The sequence below is a fragment of the Rhodopseudomonas sp. AAP120 genome, assembly GCF_001295845.1.
In the GTDB taxonomy this organism is placed as follows: Bacteria; Pseudomonadota; Alphaproteobacteria; order Rhizobiales; family Xanthobacteraceae; genus Rhodopseudomonas.
Genome location: NZ_LJIC01000100.1, coordinates 1 through 15,803, shown reverse-complemented (window position 1 = coordinate 15,803; position 15,803 = coordinate 1). Strand labels below are relative to the sequence as shown.

14 protein-coding genes are annotated in these 15,803 nt (G+C 66.8%); 10 read left to right on the top strand and 4 right to left on the bottom strand.

Features of this window, described 5'->3' with window-relative positions; genetic code table 11:
• A partial coding sequence (locus IP86_RS29260) for a hypothetical protein (RefSeq protein WP_210168174.1) occupies positions 1-229 on the top strand: 229 nt, incomplete at its 5' end.
• 2 nt (positions 230-231) lie between these two features.
• On the opposite strand, the gene IP86_RS16570 is transcribed toward IP86_RS29260, so the two are convergent.
• Both IP86_RS16570 and IP86_RS16565 read right to left on the bottom strand, forming a co-directional pair.
• A complete protein-coding gene (locus tag IP86_RS16570; protein WP_054163642.1) occupies positions 232-1,812 on the bottom strand; it encodes a DHA2 family efflux MFS transporter permease subunit in 1,581 nt (526 codons plus the stop codon).
• Positions 1,813-1,822: 10 nt separating this feature from the next.
• Complete coding sequence (locus IP86_RS16565; RefSeq protein ID WP_054163641.1) at positions 1,823-3,007, bottom strand: HlyD family secretion protein; 1,185 nt, start codon at positions 3,005-3,007, stop codon at positions 1,823-1,825.
• A 203-nt stretch (positions 3,008-3,210) separates the two neighbouring features.
• Between IP86_RS16565 and IP86_RS16560 the strand changes: the two genes are divergently transcribed.
• The 3 genes from IP86_RS16560 (at position 3,211) to IP86_RS16550 (ending at position 7,040) form a co-directional block, all read left to right on the top strand.
• Positions 3,211-4,818, top strand: coding sequence for an acyl-CoA synthetase (locus IP86_RS16560; RefSeq protein ID WP_054163640.1), 1,608 nt, complete (start codon positions 3,211-3,213; stop codon positions 4,816-4,818).
• A 681-nt stretch (positions 4,819-5,499) separates the two neighbouring features.
• Entirely contained in the window at positions 5,500-6,339 is an 840-nt protein-coding gene (locus tag IP86_RS16555; protein WP_054163639.1) for a DUF2189 domain-containing protein, read from the top strand.
• A gap of 83 nt (positions 6,340-6,422) precedes the next feature.
• Positions 6,423-7,040 (top strand): LysE family translocator, encoded by a 618-nt coding sequence (locus IP86_RS16550; protein ID WP_054163643.1) that lies wholly within the window; start codon positions 6,423-6,425, stop codon positions 7,038-7,040.
• Positions 7,041-7,171: 131 nt separating this feature from the next.
• On the opposite strand, the gene IP86_RS16545 is transcribed toward IP86_RS16550, so the two are convergent.
• Positions 7,172-7,966, bottom strand: coding sequence for an N-formylglutamate amidohydrolase (locus tag IP86_RS16545; RefSeq protein WP_054163638.1), 795 nt, complete (start codon positions 7,964-7,966; stop codon positions 7,172-7,174).
• Positions 7,967-8,053: 87 nt separating this feature from the next.
• Here IP86_RS16545 and IP86_RS16540 point away from each other — a divergent pair, with 87 nt between their 5' ends.
• Positions 8,054-8,968: a transglutaminase family protein gene (locus IP86_RS16540; protein ID WP_054163637.1), complete on the top strand. Its 915-nt coding sequence runs from the start codon at positions 8,054-8,056 to the stop codon at positions 8,966-8,968.
• 35 nt (positions 8,969-9,003) lie between these two features.
• The gene (locus IP86_RS16535) at positions 9,004-9,405 is read left to right on the top strand and encodes a gamma-glutamylcyclotransferase family protein (RefSeq protein ID WP_054163636.1); all 402 of its coding nucleotides are present in this window, start codon (positions 9,004-9,006) and stop codon (positions 9,403-9,405) included.
• 109 nt (positions 9,406-9,514) lie between these two features.
• On the opposite strand, the gene IP86_RS16530 is transcribed toward IP86_RS16535, so the two are convergent.
• The gene (locus tag IP86_RS16530; protein WP_054163635.1) at positions 9,515-9,757 is read right to left on the bottom strand and encodes a hypothetical protein; all 243 of its coding nucleotides are present in this window, start codon (positions 9,755-9,757) and stop codon (positions 9,515-9,517) included.
• A gap of 762 nt (positions 9,758-10,519) precedes the next feature.
• Here IP86_RS16530 and dnaG point away from each other — a divergent pair.
• The 4 genes from dnaG to IP86_RS16510 all read left to right on the top strand — a co-directional run bounded on the left by dnaG (position 10,520) and on the right by IP86_RS16510 (position 15,566).
• Complete coding sequence (dnaG, locus tag IP86_RS16525) at positions 10,520-12,544, top strand: DNA primase (RefSeq protein ID WP_054163634.1); 2,025 nt, start codon at positions 10,520-10,522, stop codon at positions 12,542-12,544.
• A 256-nt stretch (positions 12,545-12,800) separates the two neighbouring features.
• Positions 12,801-14,924, top strand: a complete 2,124-nt coding sequence (gene rpoD / locus IP86_RS16520) for an RNA polymerase sigma factor RpoD (RefSeq protein ID WP_054163633.1) — start codon at positions 12,801-12,803, stop codon at positions 14,922-14,924.
• Positions 14,925-14,993: 69 nt separating this feature from the next.
• On the top strand, positions 14,994-15,275 hold the full coding sequence (locus IP86_RS16515; RefSeq protein WP_054163632.1) for a hypothetical protein: 282 nt from the start codon (positions 14,994-14,996) through the stop codon (positions 15,273-15,275).
• Between the two features lie 9 nt (positions 15,276-15,284).
• Entirely contained in the window at positions 15,285-15,566 is a 282-nt protein-coding gene (locus IP86_RS16510; protein ID WP_054163631.1) for a type II toxin-antitoxin system RelE/ParE family toxin, read from the top strand.
• Positions 15,567-15,803 lie beyond the last annotated feature (237 nt).

Below are 15,803 nucleotides of genomic sequence, written 5' to 3'. Positions count from 1 at the left end.
TGCTCGCGTCGCCCTCACCCCAACCCTCTCCCGCAAGCGGGAGAGGGAGCGCGCTGTGCTTGGTGTTGGCCGTCATTGCGAGGAGCGTAGCGACGAAGCAATCCATTTTGCTCGTGTGGCGTTGGATTGCTTCGCGGAGCTTGTGCTCGAACCGCGAAGCGCGGATCCGGGTGCTCGCAATGACGAAGTCGCTATCGGAGAGCCGACCGCCGTTCAATCCCGCCGCTGACCTCAATGCCCCATCACCGGCTTCGCGTTCCTGTCGACGCTGCGCAGCGACAGCGCCAGCGGGATCATGGCGGCGGCGATCAGGCCCAGCGCGACGAAGACGTCCAGATAGGCCAGCAGTGCCGCCTGGGTCTGGACCATCTGGCCGACGATCGCCATGGCGCTGCCGGATTTGCTGCCGGTGGCGTTCTGGGTGCCGAGATAGTTTTGGATCTGCGCCAGCGTGTCGTGCAGCACTGGATTCCACGAGCCGACATGTTCGCTCAGCCGGCTCTGATGAAACTGCTCGCGCCGGGCCAGTACGGTCTGGCTGATCGACACGCCGATCGAGCCGCCGAAATTGCGCGCCAGGTTGATCATCGCCGAGGCCTGGTCGGTCTTGTCCGGCGGGATGCCGTCGTAGGACGCGGTGGTGATCGGGATGAAGATTAGCGGCAGGCCGATGCCGAGATAGATCCGCGACAGCGCGAAGAACCAGTAGTCGGCGTCGGGCGACATCCGCATCAGGTCGAGCATCGCGCCGCCGGCGATCGTCGCTCCGATCGCGATCAGCCAGCGCGGCTGCACCGAGCTGCCGAGCCGGCCGACCACCACCATCATCACCATGGTGACGAGGCCGCCCGGCGAGATCACCAGCCCGGCCAGCGTCGCGGTGTAGCCGAACCGCTCCTGCAGCAGCTGTGGCACGATCTGCGTGGTGGCGATCAGCAGCGCGCCGGTCGCCAGCATGATGACGAAGCAGGTGCCGAACTGCCGGCCGGTCAGCATCCGGACGTCGATCAGCGGCCGTTCGCGCGACAGCTCCCACGGCACGAAGGCGATCAGCGCGGCCGCCGAAATGATCGCGAAGGTGACGATGAAGGTCGAGCCGAACCAGTCGTCGACCTGGCCGCGATCGAGCACGACTTCCAGCGCGCCGAGAAACGTCGCGACCAGCGCGAAGCCGACGAAGTCGAAATTCAGCCCCTTCGCCCACAGCTTGGCGCGCTCCTGCCGCTGCTTTTCGGAAGACGGGATGATCAGATAGATCAGCGCCAGCGTGATCACGCCGACCGGCACATTGATCAGGAAGCACCAGTGCCACGACAGGTTATCACTGAGCCAGCCGCCGAGCGTCGGGCCGACCACCGGCGCCACCACCACGGCGATGCCGTACAGCGCAAACCCTTGCCCGCGCTTGGCCGGCGGAAACGCGGCGGCGAGAATCGACTGCGCCACCGGCGTCATGCCGCCGCCGGCCAGCCCCTGCATGATCCGGAACAGCAGCAGCGATTGCAGATTCCAGGCGAAGCCGCACAGCAGCGAACTCACCGTGAACAGCGCGATGCAAACCAGAAAGAAATTCTTGCGGCCGAACATCTGGGCGATCCAGCCCGACGCGCACAGCACGATCGAATTGGCGACCAGATAGGTCGTCACCACCCACGACGCTTCGTCGCCCGACACCGCGAGGCCGCCGGCGATGTAGCGCAGCGCGACGTTGGCGATCGTGGTGTCGAGCACTTCCATGAAGGTCGCGACCGACACCAGCACCGCGATCAGCCACGGATTGGCGCCACCATATTCGCCTTCGCTGTCGGCCATGGCGATGGCCTCACTGACGAACGGTGACGCGCGGCACCACCGACATGCCCGGGCCGAGCTCGACATCCGGCGGCTGATCGAAGGTGATCTTCACCGGCACGCGCTGCACCACCTTGACGTAGTTGCCGGTGGCGTTCTCGGCGGGCAGCAGGCTGAACGCCGTGCCGCTGCCGGCCTGGATGGAGTTGACGTGGCCGGGGTAGCTCTTGCCGTAGGCGTCGATGTGGATGTCGACCGGCTGCCCGACCCGCATCAGCTCGAGCTGCGTCTCCTTGAAGTTCGCCGTCACCCAGACGTCGAGCGGCACCAGCACCATGATGGCCTGGCCGGGGGAGGCGAGGGCGCCGACCGCGCCGGTCAGCTTGGCGATCCGGCCGTCGGTCGGCGCACGCAGCTCGGTGCGCTGCAGATTGGCGTCGGCCTGCTCCTTCTGCGCCTGCGCGGCCTTGAGCTGCGCCTTGGCCTGCTCGACCTTGGCGCGCAGCACATCGACCTGGCGGTCGGCCGCGAGCTTGGCGGCGTTGGCGGCATCGAGCGCGGCGCGCTTACTGGTGAAGTCGGACTGTGCCTGCTGGGCGCGCTGCACCGTGCCGGCGCCCTTCTGCACCAGATCCTGATAGCGCTGGTTTTCGTCGGCGGCGAAGGTCAGCGCGGCCTGCGCTTCCTGCACCTGCTGATTGGCCTGCTGGATCTGCGCCTGCTGGGCACCGATCTGCGCCTCGATGTCGGTGATCGAGGCCTGCGCCTGCAGGATCTGCGCGGCCGCCTGATCGACCGCGGCCTTGTAGTCGCGCGGATCGATCGTGGCGAGCAGGTCGCCGGCCTTGACGATCTGATTGTCGGTGACGTTGATCCCGGTGATCGCGCCCGACACCTGCGGGCTGATCAGCACCGTGCGGGTGTCGATGAAGGCATCGTCGCTGCTCTCGAAATTGCGCGCGTGCAGCCACCACACGATGCCGCCGATGATCGCCGCGGCGATCACCACGGCGCCGACGATCGCGGCGACCGGATGCTGCCGGAACAGCCCGCGCAGGCCGGCCGGCTTTTGCGGCGGCGCGTCGTTCGGCTCGCGGGTGGGCTGCTCGGGCCTGGCCTCGCGGCGATCGCTCTCGCGCAGCGCGGGGGCCTCCTGGGGCTGGGTCGACCGCGCGCCGCCGTTGCCCTTCGCGGAAATCACGTCAGCCGCGCTCATCGGTCTCACCGTGGGTGGGGAACAAACTGGATGTCGGGAGAACCCGCGCCGCTGTCTCCGGTTCCCGGCAATGCTGCGATGCAAAGCCGTGCGGTCCACACAATCCCGCGACCGGCAAAAGGATGTCGTCCCCGGTGTCCCGATCGCGCTACGATGGGCAGCGGCCTTTATAAGAAAACTACGGACGACTCTGGGGAAATGCCTTGCTGACCGAGACCACCGACTGCGACAATCTCTATCGCAATTTTCACTGGCAGGTGCCGGCCCGCTTCAATATCGCCACCGCCTGCTGCGATCGTCACGCGATCGGCGACAAGCCGGCGCTGATCTATGTCGAGGACGGCGGCGCGGTGACGCGGCTGTCCTTCGCCGAACTCGCCACCGCGTCGCGCCGCTTCGCCAATGTCCTCAAGGACGGCGGCCTGCACCGCGGCGACCGCGTCGCGGTGTTCCTGCCGCAATCGATCGAACTGCCGATCGTGCATCTCGCCGCCTTTCGCGCCGGCCTCGTCTCGGTGCCGCTGTTCACGCTGTTCGGCGAGGACGCGCTGGAATTCCGGCTGATCAATTCCGGCGCCCGCGCGGTGGTGACCGACGAGAGCGGGCTGCCGAAGCTGCTGAAGATCCGCGACCGCTTGCCGGAGTTGCAGCACATCTACGTCACCGCAGGCGCCGCGCACCCAGGCGTCGAGTTGTTCTGGTCGAAGCTCGACGCCGCATCCGATGCGTTCGACACCGTCGACACCTCGGCCGACGATCCGGCGATCATCATCTACACGTCGGGCACCACCGGCAATCCCAAGGGCGCGCTGCATGCGCACCGCGTGCTGCTCGGCCATCTGCCGAATGTCGAGATGGCGCACGACTTCTTTCCGAAGCCCGGCGACCTGATGTGGACGCCGGCGGATTGGGCGTGGATCGGCGGGCTGTTCGACGCGCTGTTTCCGACCTGGTATCACGGCGTCGCGATGGTCGGCTATCGGGCCAAGAAATTCGAGCCGCAGGCCGCGATGCAGCTGATGGCCGATCACGGCATCCGTAACGTATTCCTGCCGCCGACCGCGCTGAAGCTGATGCGGCAGGCCGACGTCAAGCATCCGGGTGTGAAGCTGCGCAGCATCTTCACCGGCGGCGAGTCGCTGGGCGGCGAGCTGCTGGCCTGGGTCCACGCCACCTTCGGCGTCGACGCGCACGAGATCTACGGCCAGACCGAGTGCAATCTGGTGGTCGGCAACAACGCCAAACTGTTTCCGATCCGCCCCGGCTCGATGGGCAAGGCGACGCCGGGCTTCGACGTCCGCATCATCGACGAAACCGGCCGCGAACTGCCGCGCGGTGAACGCGGCATCATCGCGGTGCGCCGGCCAAATCCCTGCATCATGCTGGAATACTGGAAGAACCCGGAGGCGACCGCGAAGAAATTCGCCGGCGATTTTCTGCTGACCGGCGACCTCGGCTCGCAGGACGAAGACGGTTACTTCTGGTACGACAGTCGCGAAGACGACGTCATCACCTCGGCCGGCTATCGCATCGGCCCGTCCGAGATCGAGCACACGCTGCTGAAGCATCCGGCGGTCGCCTTCGCCGCGGTGGTCGGCGTGCCGGACCCGATCCGCACCGAGCAGATCAAGGCCTGGATCGTGCTGCGTCCCGGCTTCACGGCGGGCGACGCGCTGGCCAGCGAGATCCAGGACTACGTCAAGGTCCAACTCGCCGCGCACGAATATCCGAGATTGATCGAATTCACCGACACTCTGCCCATGACCGCAACGGGCAAGGTGCTACGACGCGAGCTGCGGGCGAGGGGATAGCGCCACCTCTCGGTGGTGATTTCGGGGCGCGCCAATCGCAACCACCTCTCCCCGTCATTCCGGGGCGCGCGCAGCGCGAGCCCGGAATCCATAACCACAAGTAGTTATGTTGAGCAAAGAGCCGCCACCTCCGGGTCTCACCGCGAGTCCAGGGACTATGGATTCCGGGCTCGCCCGCTCCGCGAGCGCCCCGGAATGACAAACGAGAGGTTTATCGTCAGCCGAGTCAGCGATGATGCACTGAGCGTCCCGCTAGCACAGCGCGCTCCCTCTCCCGCTTGCGGGAGAGGGCTGGGATGAGGGCGACGCGGGCACAGTGCCGGCGTGAAGGTCACGCCACGTACTCAGTGCGCGTGGACCCCCACCCCCGACCCCTCCCCGCAAGGGGGAGGGGAGCAGGGCAGAGCGCGCTCGCTCTCCCGCTTGGGGGAAAAGGGCGACGCGAGCGCTGAATTCTGCACTTACTAATCGGAGTGTCACCTCCGGCTTCCGCACCCAACCCTTTTCCTGTTGCTGCGCCGCGCAACGATTGTTGCACCGCCACCGCCGCACCTCGAACTAATCGCTGCGCAAAGTTGTGATCCCTGCGCCATCACCATGCATTGACGGCCGCGGAACTCGGGTTCTTAATCTCCGCAACTAACAGCAACAAGCACCAGCCATTCACAGGGAGGAGCGACCATGTCGATCTCCGGGAAGGTTGATCCTGTCGTGCGGCCCGTCACCGTCGCCGACATTGCCGAGGCGCTGGGGCAGGGGCTGCGGGATTTTCAGGCGGCGCCGGCCTATGGCCTTGCGTTCGGCGCATTCTACGCGGTCGGCGGCATGCTGATCATGGCCTGCCTCACCGCGCTGCACATGGTGTATTTCGCCTATCCGCTCGCCGCCGGCTTCGCGCTGCTCGGGCCGTTCGTGGCGCTCGGCCTGTACGAAGTCAGCCGGCAGCGCGAGGTGGGGCGCAAGCCCTCGGTGATGCAGATCGTCGGCCTCGTCCGCAGCCGCAGCGAGCTCGGCTGGATGGCGTTCGTCACGCTGTTCCTGTTCGTGATCTGGATGTATCAGGTCCGCCTGCTGATCGCGCTGTTCCTCGGCATCGGCGCGTCGTTCGGCAGCCTGCAGGAATTCATCTCGGTGGTGCTGACCACGAACGAGGGGCTGGTGTTCCTCGCGGTCGGCAATTGCGTCGGCGCCGCGCTGGCGCTGGTGCTGTTCTCGCTCACCGTGGTGTCGTTTCCGCTGCTGCTCGATCGCGACGTCGATGTCGTCACCGCGATGATCACCAGCGTCCGGGCGGTGGTGACGAGCCCGCTGCCGATGATCGGCTGGGCGGCCACCATCGTGCTGCTGCTGGCGGTGTCGGCGCTGCCGTATTTCCTCGGCCTCGTCGTGACGCTGCCGATCCTCGGCCACACCACCTGGCATCTCTATCGCAAGATCGTCGCGCCGGCCGCGGCCGAACTTCCGGCGAGCGAGCCGGCCGGCAACGTCGTGCCGATGCCGCAGGTCGCGTCGCGCGGCTGAGCGCCGGTCCCGGGACGGTCTCGCTCGCGCGGTCCATGGCTGCTATCGTGACGTCGCAATCACGATAGCCCATGGGAATGCCGATGTCGCTCGAACTGTACCTCACCTACATTGCCGCCTGCATCGCGCTGGCGCTGCTGCCCGGACCGGTGGTGACGCTGGTGATCGCCAATGGCCTGCGCCACGGCACCCGCGCGGCGCTGCTCAACATCGCCGGCGCGCAGCTCGGGCTCGGCCTCGTCATCGCGCTGGTGGCGGCCGGTCTCACCACGCTGATGGCGACGATGGGCTATTGGTTCGACTGGGTGCGGCTGGTCGGCGCCGCCTATCTGGTGTGGCTGGGCATCGGCCTGATCCGCAACCCGGTCGAAGGCATCGCCCCCGACGCGGCGCCGCGGACGCCGCGCGGCGGGTTCTTCCTGCAGGGCTTTCTGGTGCTGCTCGCCAATCCCAAGGTGCTGGTGTTCTTCGGCGCGTTCATTCCGCAATTCGTCGACATGCAGCGCGAACACGTGCCGCAGGTGGCGCTGCTCGGTGTCACCTTCATGGTGATCGCGGCGATGACCGACGCGATCTACGCGCTGCTCGCCGGCCGCGCCCGGACGCTGTTCTCGGCGAAGCGCACGCGGCTGCTGTCGCGCGTCTCCGGCGGCTTCATGATCGGCGGCGGCGTCTGGCTGGCACTCAGCCGCGCGAAGTAAGCGGCGGGAATCTCTCCCCGTCATTGCGAGGAGCGCAGCGACGAAGCAATCCAGCTCCGCATGCGGGGCCTCTGGATTGCTTCGCTTCGCTCGCAATGACGGGGAGAGGCCTTGCTATAAAAGGGAAAGCGCTACGCCACCGCCTTCTCCCGCAGCGCCGGCTCGATGGCCGCGAGCACCCGCGCCAGCCGTTCGGCCCAGGCGGCCTGGCCGGCTTCGTCGGCGATCTGGTCCTGGCGGATTTCGATGCCGGAGTTGATCAGGCCGCGGGCTTCGCCGTGCACCGGGATCGAATAGTCGGTGCCGTCGGCGACCGCGTAAGGCTGGTTGTCGCCGACCACGAGGCCGTCCTCGCGGCGCAATTCGGCGAGCAGCAGCGGCGGCAGCACGGTGTCGCGGTGATACAGCGTGCCGATCTGCCAGGGCCGCGCCACGCCGTGATACACCGGCGTGAACGAATGCAGCGACAGCAGCACGGTCGGCCGCCCGCTCGCGCGCCGCGCGTCGAGCACCGCGTCGATGCGGTCGTGATATGGCTGGAAGATCAGCCGCCGCCGCTCCTCGGCCTGCTCGCGCGTCAGCCCGTCATTGCCCGGAATGGTGGTGATCTCGCTGACCAGCGGAATCGAGCTCTCGGCGCTCGGCGGCCGGTTGCAGTCGATCACCAGCCGCGAATAGCGCTGCGCGATCAGATGCGCGCCGAGCGCGTCCGACAGCCGTTCGGCGACGCCGGCGATGCCGATGTCCCAGGCGATGTGACGGGTCAGTTCGGAAGCCGGCAGGCCGAGATCGCCGAGCTGCGCCGGGATCTGGCGGCCGTAATGGTCGCAGACCAGCACAAAGGGGGAGGGGCCGTCGGGATTTCGCTCGATCACCGGAACTTGTCCGGGCTCGAGACGTAGTGCCACCTGCGGTGCGCCGTTCATCTATAAAATGCCTATCAAATCAGCAGTCTGGCCCCGACAACGCTGGTATCGTCTCGGCGCCGTAAAGTCGAGATCCATGCAGCCTTCATGCCGCTCCTGACCATCACCCATCGCACCGAGTATCACTATGCCCGTCCGGTCGCGTTCGGCGAGCATCGCGTGATGCTGCGGCCGAGCGACGGCCATGACCTGCGGATGCTGCAGGGCTCGCTGGTGATCACGCCGCAGCCGGCGGCGCTGCGCTGGATCCACGACGTCTTCGGCAACAGCGTGGCCATCGCGACCTTCGATCAGCGGTCGACGCGGCTGAGCTTCGAATCCACCGCCATCGTCGAACACCATCCGAGCGAGGAATTCGCCCTGACGCCGGACGACCGAGCGTTCTTCTACCCGTTTTTGTACGACGAGGAGGAGTATCCCGATCTCGAGCCGTTCATCCGCCCACAATATGGCGATCCGGAGGGCGAGTTGTCGGCGTGGGCGCGCGGCTTTCTCGACGACGGCGCCGCGACCCGCAGCTTCGACATTCTCAGCCGGATGACCCACGGCATCCGCGCCGGGTTCAGCTATCGCAGGCGCCACGCCCACGGCACCCAGCATCCGCTCGACACGCTGCAGACCGGCTCCGGCACCTGCCGCGATTTCGCGTTGTTGATGATCGAGGCGCTGCGCCGGCTCGGCATCGCGGCGCGGTTCGTGTCCGGCTATCTGTTCGTGCACGACGACGGCGCGGGCGGCCGAGAGGGGGGTCATGTCGGCGGCGGCTCGACTCATGCCTGGGTTCAGGTCTATCTGCCGAGCGCCGGCTGGATCGAGTTCGATCCGACCAACGGCATCATCGGCAGCCGCGACCTGATCCGGGTGGCGGTGGCGCGCGATCCGTATCAGGCGATTCCGCTGCACGGCAGCTATGTGGGCGGCGCCGACGACTTCCTGCGGATGGACGTGCGGATCGCGGTCGCCTCGGCCGAGGATGCCGCGCTGGCCGCCGTGCCGGCCTAGCAGGCGGCGATGCAGTGAGTGACCCTGGGGACGAGATGCTGGACCGACTATTCGTCTATGGCACGCTGATGCGCGGCTATGATCATCCGATGGCCCGCCGCCTGTCCGACAACGCCGACTATCTCGGCGCGGCGACGATGCCGGGCCGGCTGTACAAAGTCGCGCATTATCCCGGCCTGATCGAAGCCACGGCCGCCTCCGACAGGGTGCTCGGCGATGTGTTCAGGCTGCACCGGCCGGCGGAGCTGCTGGCCGAGCTCGACGATTACGAGGGCTGCGGCGCGGGCTGCGAGCAGCCGGCGCCATACCGCCGCGAGATCGCGCGGGTGACGCTGGCGGCCGGCGGCGAGCTCGAGGCCTACGTGTACATCTATAATTTCGATGTCGCGCGGCTGCGCCACATCCCGTCAGGCCGGTTCGCCGACAGCATCGGCTGACTGCGGCCTTCCGGCATGCCGAGTCGTCATCCCGAAGCGGGCGTGTAGCGCGCCTCGGGATGACGGCGGCAGCGGGTTGTCCGCTTCGATTGCTACCAACAGAACGGTGCTAACGACCGAGATGCAGTTCGACGTGAGCGTTGGCGGCGAGCGGCAGCAGCGTCAGCCAGTCCGGCTGGATCGGCTCGGTCAGGCAGAAGCTCGGGAAGTCATAGGCATCGACCGCAGCGGTCGCGATGGTCAGCGCGTCGCCGCAATCGTCGCATTTCCAGGCGTGGATCGCGTAGACCCCGTCGACCGTCTCGGCGCCGAGCGAGGTCATCTCCACATTGCATCGGGTACAATTTGCCATGGTTCTGGCTCCAGACTGTTTGGCGCCGGTGCCGCATCGGACCGGCGCAGTGAGCCCTCGACCTTGGTGAACCGTTCTCCCCGACCTCCCCGCATCAACAGGGTGCCGCACTGAGCGCCCGCTTCCGCGGTGCAACAATGAGCCAGATCAAATCTGCTGCAGATGCGAAGAAAAGTGGACGAAAGTGATCATAGGGGGCGTCATTGAAGGGAGCCCATCATTCTCGCGCTCCGTCTGAGGACGCGGACGAACCCCGAGCCGCAGCGCGCTCCCTCTCCCGCGTGCGGGAGAGGGCTGGGGTGAGGGCGCCCCGGGCACGGTGCCTGCCAACTACGCGAACACACGGCACAGTGTCTGCGAACGACGCCGGCACAGTGCCTGGGGACCCCCACCCCCGACCCCTCCCCGCAAGGGGGAGGGGAGCAGAGGCGCCGTGCGTGAAGCTTGCTCGATGCCGGCAATCGCTCCCAATGAGACAGCCCCGAGCCGCAGCGCGCTCCCTCTCCCGCTCGCGGGAGAGGGCTGGGGTGAGGGCGCCCCGGGCAGTGAGCGTGCGATGTGCAGCCGGCATAGGGTCGCTCCCCAACTTCTGGATTCCGGGTTCGCTCGCTGCGCGAGCCCCCGGAATGACGGTGGGTGGGTTGGCGGGTGGGAAACCGTGCTGGCCGCACGCTGTGGATATCCGGTATAACGCGGCCGCGGACCCTCCATATATGTCAAGCCTAGAGCCCCTGGCGCCTGCCGGGCCACGCAAGGTTGTTCATGCGCTTCACGCCGCAATTTCTCGACGAGCTGAAAGCCCGGCTTCCGGTGTCGGATGTCGTGGGCAAGCGCGTGAAGTTGAAGAAGGCGGGGCGGGAGTGGAAGGGGCTGTCGCCGTTCCAACAAGAAAAGACGCCGTCGTTCTTCGTCAATGACGAGAAGCAGGCGTGGTTCGACTTCTCGTCGGGGCGAAACGGCTCGATCTTCGACTTCATCATGCTGACCGAGGGCGTCGATTTCCCCGAGGCGGTGGAGCGGCTCGCCGGGATGGCCGGGCTGGCGCTGCCGGCGGCGACGCCGGATGCGGCGCGGCAGGCGCAGCGGCGCAAGTCGCTGTACGACGTGATGGAGCTGGCGGCGGCGTATTTCGCCGACAATCTCGCCTCGCGCGCCGGCGCCCGCGCCCGCGGCTATCTGGCGGATCGCGGCATGCTGCCGTCGACCCAGGTCAGGTTCCGCATCGGTTACGCCTCGCCGGAGCGCTTCGCCCTGAAGGAACATCTCGGCAAGCACGGCGTGCCGGTCGAGGACATGATCGAGGCCGGGCTGTTGTCGGCCGGCGACGACATCCCGGTGCCGTTCGACAAGTTCCGCGACCGCGTGATGTTTCCGATCACCGATATCCGCGGCCGGGTGATCGCCTTCGGCGGCCGCGCGCTGGAGAAGGACGTCGCGGCGAAGTACCTGAACTCGCCCGAGACGCCGCTGTTTCACAAGGGCGACAACCTCTACAACTACGCGGAGGCGCGCAAGGCCGCGCATCACGCAGACAAGTCCACGCAGAAAAACGCCGCGTCGGTGATCGTGGTCGAAGGCTATGTCGACGTCATCGCGATGGTGACGGCAGGCTTCCCCGGCACGGTCGCGCCGCTCGGCACCGCGCTGACCGAGAACCAGCTCGCGCTTTTATGGAAGATGGCCGACGAGCCGATCCTGTGTTTCGACGGCGACCGCGCCGGCCAGAAGGCGGCGTATCGCGCCGCCGATCTGGCGCTGCCGCAGCTCACCCCCGGCAAGAGCCTGCGCTTCGCGCTGCTGCCGGAGGGGCAGGACCCGGACGATCTCGCGCGCGCCGGCGGGCGCCTCGCGATCGAGGAGGTGCTGGGCGTCGCCCGGCCGCTCGCGGACCTCCTCTGGATGCGCGAGACCGAGGGCGGCAGCTTCGCCACGCCGGAGCGCCGCGCCGCGCTGGAGGCGCGGATCAACGAGCTCGCCAACGGCATCCGCGACGAGGTGGTGCGGCGCTATTATCGGCAGGACTGGGCCGAGCGGCTGCGCACCGCCTTCGCGCCGGCCGGCGGGTTTGGTGGGGGCTTCGGCGGCGGCTATCGCGGGGGTGATTCGGGGCGGCGATTCCCGCCGCGGGGCAGTTTTCCACAGAGCGGCGGGCGGCCGGGGCCGCGTCCGGGGCAAAGCGGACCCGCGCCGGGGCTGGGGCGCGGACCGTACCAAATGATGAGTCCGCAGCTCGCCACCAGCTCGATCATGCTCGGCCAGCGCAGCGCGATCTCGCGCCGCGAGGCGTTGATCCTGACCTCGCTGCTCAACCATCCGTGGCTGCTGGACGACCATCTCGAGGAGGTCGCGGCGCTGGAATTCGCCCACCCGGAAGCCCACCGGCTGCGCGCCGCCATCATCGCCGCCTTCGCCCAGGACCACCATCAGGCGGCCGACGAGGCCGGGCAGGCCGAGCGGCTCCGCGCCGACCTGGTGAAGGCCGGGTTAACCGAGCAATTGCAACGCCTTGAGCGGGCGATCACGACCCAGGCGGTGTGGGGCGCCGGGCCCGGCGCGGCGCGCGAGGATGTTCTTTCGACGTGGCAGCAACTCGTTGCCTTGCATCGACAATCTCACTCCTTACTTAGGGAGCTGAAGGATGCCGAGCTGGCTTTGGGTGAAGACGGCAGCGAAGCCAACGTCGCCTGGTTGCGGGACGTCAAGGCGCGGCTCTCGGAAGTGGACGGAACTGAGGCGCTGATCGAAGGATTTGGCGAATCGTCCGGCCGGTTCCACCGGGGCGTGTGAGCGCGGGGTGCAGGGCGACGCGGCGGGATTTGTGAAAAGACTCGCCAAACCCCCGCATTGGCTGCAAAAACAGGGTTAGTAAGGGCTTAACGGCATTCCGGTAGAAGGCCTTCGGGCGACCATTTTGGGAAACCAGCAAGCGGGATCGTGTCGGGTGGCGTCGGCGAGCGCCGCCCTTTGCGTGTCTCACCCGGCAAGGCAAGTTTGGATGACGGCGCGGCGACGTGACCGGCATGCGCGCGTTCAGGAGCAGTGAATGGCCAGCAAGGCGAAGACGGTTCAGTTGAAGGACAAGGAAAAGGACGACAAGGCCGACGCGCCGGAGAAGGACTCCGCCGACGCTCCCTCGCCGCTCCTCGACCTGTCGGATGCCGCCGTCAAGAAGATGATCAAGCAGGCCAAGAAGCGCGGCTTCGTGACCTTCGATCAGCTCAACGAAGTGCTGCCGTCCGACACCACCTCGCCCGAACAGATCGAAGACATCATGTCGATGCTGTCGGACATGGGCATCAATGTGTCCGAAGCCGAGGACACCGACAGCGAAGACGAAGAGGCCAAAGACGAGGCCGACGAGGAGCCGGATAACGACCTCGTCGAGGTCACCCAGAAGGCCGTCACCGAGACCAAGAAGTCCGAGCCCGGCGAGCGCACCGACGATCCCGTCCGCATGTATCTGCGCGAGATGGGCACCGTCGAGCTGCTGTCGCGCGAGGGCGAAATCGCCATCGCGAAAAGGATCGAGGCCGGCCGCGAGGCGATGATCGCCGGGCTGTGCGAAAGCCCGCTGACCTTCCAGGCGATCATCATCTGGCGCGACGAGCTCAACGAAGGAAAGATCTTCCTTCGCGACATCATCGATCTCGAAGCCACCTACGCCGGCCCGGACGCCAAGGCCAACATGAACCCGGCGATGGCCGGTGAGGGCGGCGAGGAAGCCGCCGCTGAAGGCGAAGGCGGCGCGCCCGCGCATGTCGCGCCGCCGGCGGCACCGCCGTCGCCGACCCCGTTCCGTCCCGCGCAGCAGCGCGGCGCGGCGCCGGCCGAATCCGGCGGCGGCGAGGGCGGCGAAGGCGCGTCCGAAGGCGACATGGACGACGACGAGTTCGAGAACCAGATGTCGCTCGCCGCCATCGAGGCCGAACTCAAGCCGAAGGTGGTCGAGACCTTCGACAAGATCGCCGACAACTACAAGAAGCTGCGCAAGCTGCAGGAGCAGGACATCGCCAACCAGCTGCAGAACGAGCAGCTGTCGCCGTCCCAGGAGCGCAAGTACAAGAAGCTCAAGGACGAGATCATCGTCGAGGTGAAGTCGCTGCGGCTCAACCAGGCGCGTATCGACTCGCTGGTCGAGCAGCTCTACGACATCAACAAGAAGCTGGTGTCGTTCGAAGGCCGCCTGCTGCGCCTCGGCGACAGCCACGGCGTCGCGCGCGACGACTTCCTGCGCAACTATCAGGGCTCGGAGCTCGATCCGCGCTGGCTCAACCGCGTCTCGAAACTGAGCGCGAAGGGCTGGAAGAATTTCGTCCACTACGAGAAGGACCGGATCAAGGAACTGCGCCAGGAGATCCAGTCGATGGCGGCGCTCACCGGCCTCGAGATCGGCGAATTCCGCAAGATCGTGCACTCGGTGCAGAAGGGCGAGCGCGAGGCCCGTCAGGCCAAGAAGGAAATGGTCGAGGCGAACCTGCGCCTCGTGATCTCGATCGCCAAGAAGTACACCAATCGCGGCCTGCAGTTCCTCGATCTCATTCAGGAGGGCAACATCGGCCTGATGAAGGCGGTCGACAAGTTCGAGTACCGCCGCGGCTACAAGTTCTCGACCTACGCCACCTGGTGGATCCGGCAGGCGATCACCCGCTCGATCGCCGACCAGGCCCGCACCATTCGTATTCCGGTGCACATGATCGAGACGATCAACAAGATCGTCCGCACGAGCCGGCAGATGCTCAACGAGATCGGCCGCGAGCCGACGCCCGAAGAGCTCGCCGAGAAGCTCGGCATGCCGCTGGAGAAGGTCCGCAAGGTCCTGAAGATCGCCAAGGAGCCGCTGTCGCTCGAAACCCCGGTGGGTGACGAGGAAGACAGCCATCTCGGCGATTTCATCGAGGACAAGAACGCGGTGCTGCCGATCGATGCGGCGATCCAGTCGAACCTGCGCGAGACCACCACGCGCGTGCTCGCCTCGCTGACCCCGCGCGAAGAACGCGTGCTGCGCATGCGCTTCGGCATCGGCATGAACACCGACCACACGCTGGAAGAAGTCGGCCAGCAGTTCTCGGTGACCCGCGAACGCATCCGCCAGATCGAGGCGAAGGCGCTGCGCAAGCTGAAGCACCCGAGCCGAAGCCGGAAGCTGCGGAGCTTCCTGGATAACTAATCGTAAGGTGGGCAAAGCGCCCTGGCGCCGTGCCCACCTTCCACGCCTGATGAAGTCGAGGCGGAGCCGATGGCATCAAAGCGGCACCTGATCGAGGTCGATGAGACCACCGCCACCCGCCTGCGCGAGCGCGCCGACGCGCAGGGCATTTCTGTTGCTGAGGTGGTCGCCGGCCTGACCGCACTTGCCGATACCCCTGTCGAAATCTCGCCTGAAGAACTTGCCGCGCTCGACCGGCAGGTCGCCGCCATCAGGTCCGGCGAGGAAGCGACTTACCCGCACGACGAGGTCGAACGCTGGCTCGCCACCTGGGGCACGCCAGACTACAAGCCGTTTCCCAGAAGCCGGTAGACATTCACCGTGAAGCTCGTCTGGTCGGAGACTGCCATCGCCGATCTCGAACGTTTCGCCGAATTTCTCCGCGACAACCATCCTGCCCTCGCAGGTCGCATCGCGCCCGAAATCGTCAGGCAAGCGCGGCTGATTGCCGACTATCCGCAGATCGGGCGGATCGGTTCCGGCGGTTATCGCGAGCTGAATCTGCCGGTGCTCAACGCCGTCTATGTGCTGCGGTACACGCTCGATGCTGAAGCGATTTTGATGCTGCGCGTCTTTCACAGCCGCGAGCAGCGCGATCCATGATTGCGGGAGCTGAGCGATCGTAACCCGGATTTCGTCACGCCATCCGGGAGCTACGCTCCACCGGCCTAAACGTGCCGCGTGGACCACCCTCCCCTGGAGGGGGAGGGTGAAGAGAGGGGCGCTGCCGTGGCTCGGCCAAACAGCGGAGAGGCTCCCGGCGCGGACCCCCACCCCCGCCCCCCTCCCCGCAAGGGGGAGGGGAGCAGAGCACAGCGCGCTCCCTCTCCCGCTTGCGGG

What these genes read in the sequence shown, in the direction of transcription:
- IP86_RS16570 (WP_054163642.1), bottom strand. Translation starts at nt 1,812, where the DNA reads ATGGCCGACAGCGAAGGCGAATATGGTGGCGCCAATCCGTGGCTGATC.
- IP86_RS16565 (WP_054163641.1), bottom strand. Translation starts at nt 3,007, where the DNA reads ATGAGCGCGGCTGACGTGATTTCCGCGAAGGGCAACGGCGGCGCGCGG.
- IP86_RS16555 (WP_054163639.1), top strand. Translation starts at nt 5,500, where the DNA reads ATGTCGATCTCCGGGAAGGTTGATCCTGTCGTGCGGCCCGTCACCGTC.
- IP86_RS16550 (WP_054163643.1), top strand. Translation starts at nt 6,423, where the DNA reads ATGTCGCTCGAACTGTACCTCACCTACATTGCCGCCTGCATCGCGCTG.
- IP86_RS16545 (WP_054163638.1), bottom strand. Translation starts at nt 7,966, where the DNA reads ATGAACGGCGCACCGCAGGTGGCACTACGTCTCGAGCCCGGACAAGTT.
- IP86_RS16540 (WP_054163637.1), top strand. Translation starts at nt 8,054, where the DNA reads ATGCCGCTCCTGACCATCACCCATCGCACCGAGTATCACTATGCCCGT.
- IP86_RS16535 (WP_054163636.1), top strand. Translation starts at nt 9,004, where the DNA reads ATGCTGGACCGACTATTCGTCTATGGCACGCTGATGCGCGGCTATGAT.
- IP86_RS16530 (WP_054163635.1), bottom strand. Translation starts at nt 9,757, where the DNA reads ATGGCAAATTGTACCCGATGCAATGTGGAGATGACCTCGCTCGGCGCC.
- dnaG (WP_054163634.1), top strand. Translation starts at nt 10,520, where the DNA reads ATGCGCTTCACGCCGCAATTTCTCGACGAGCTGAAAGCCCGGCTTCCG.
- rpoD (WP_054163633.1), top strand. Translation starts at nt 12,801, where the DNA reads ATGGCCAGCAAGGCGAAGACGGTTCAGTTGAAGGACAAGGAAAAGGAC.
- IP86_RS16515 (WP_054163632.1), top strand. Translation starts at nt 14,994, where the DNA reads ATGGCATCAAAGCGGCACCTGATCGAGGTCGATGAGACCACCGCCACC.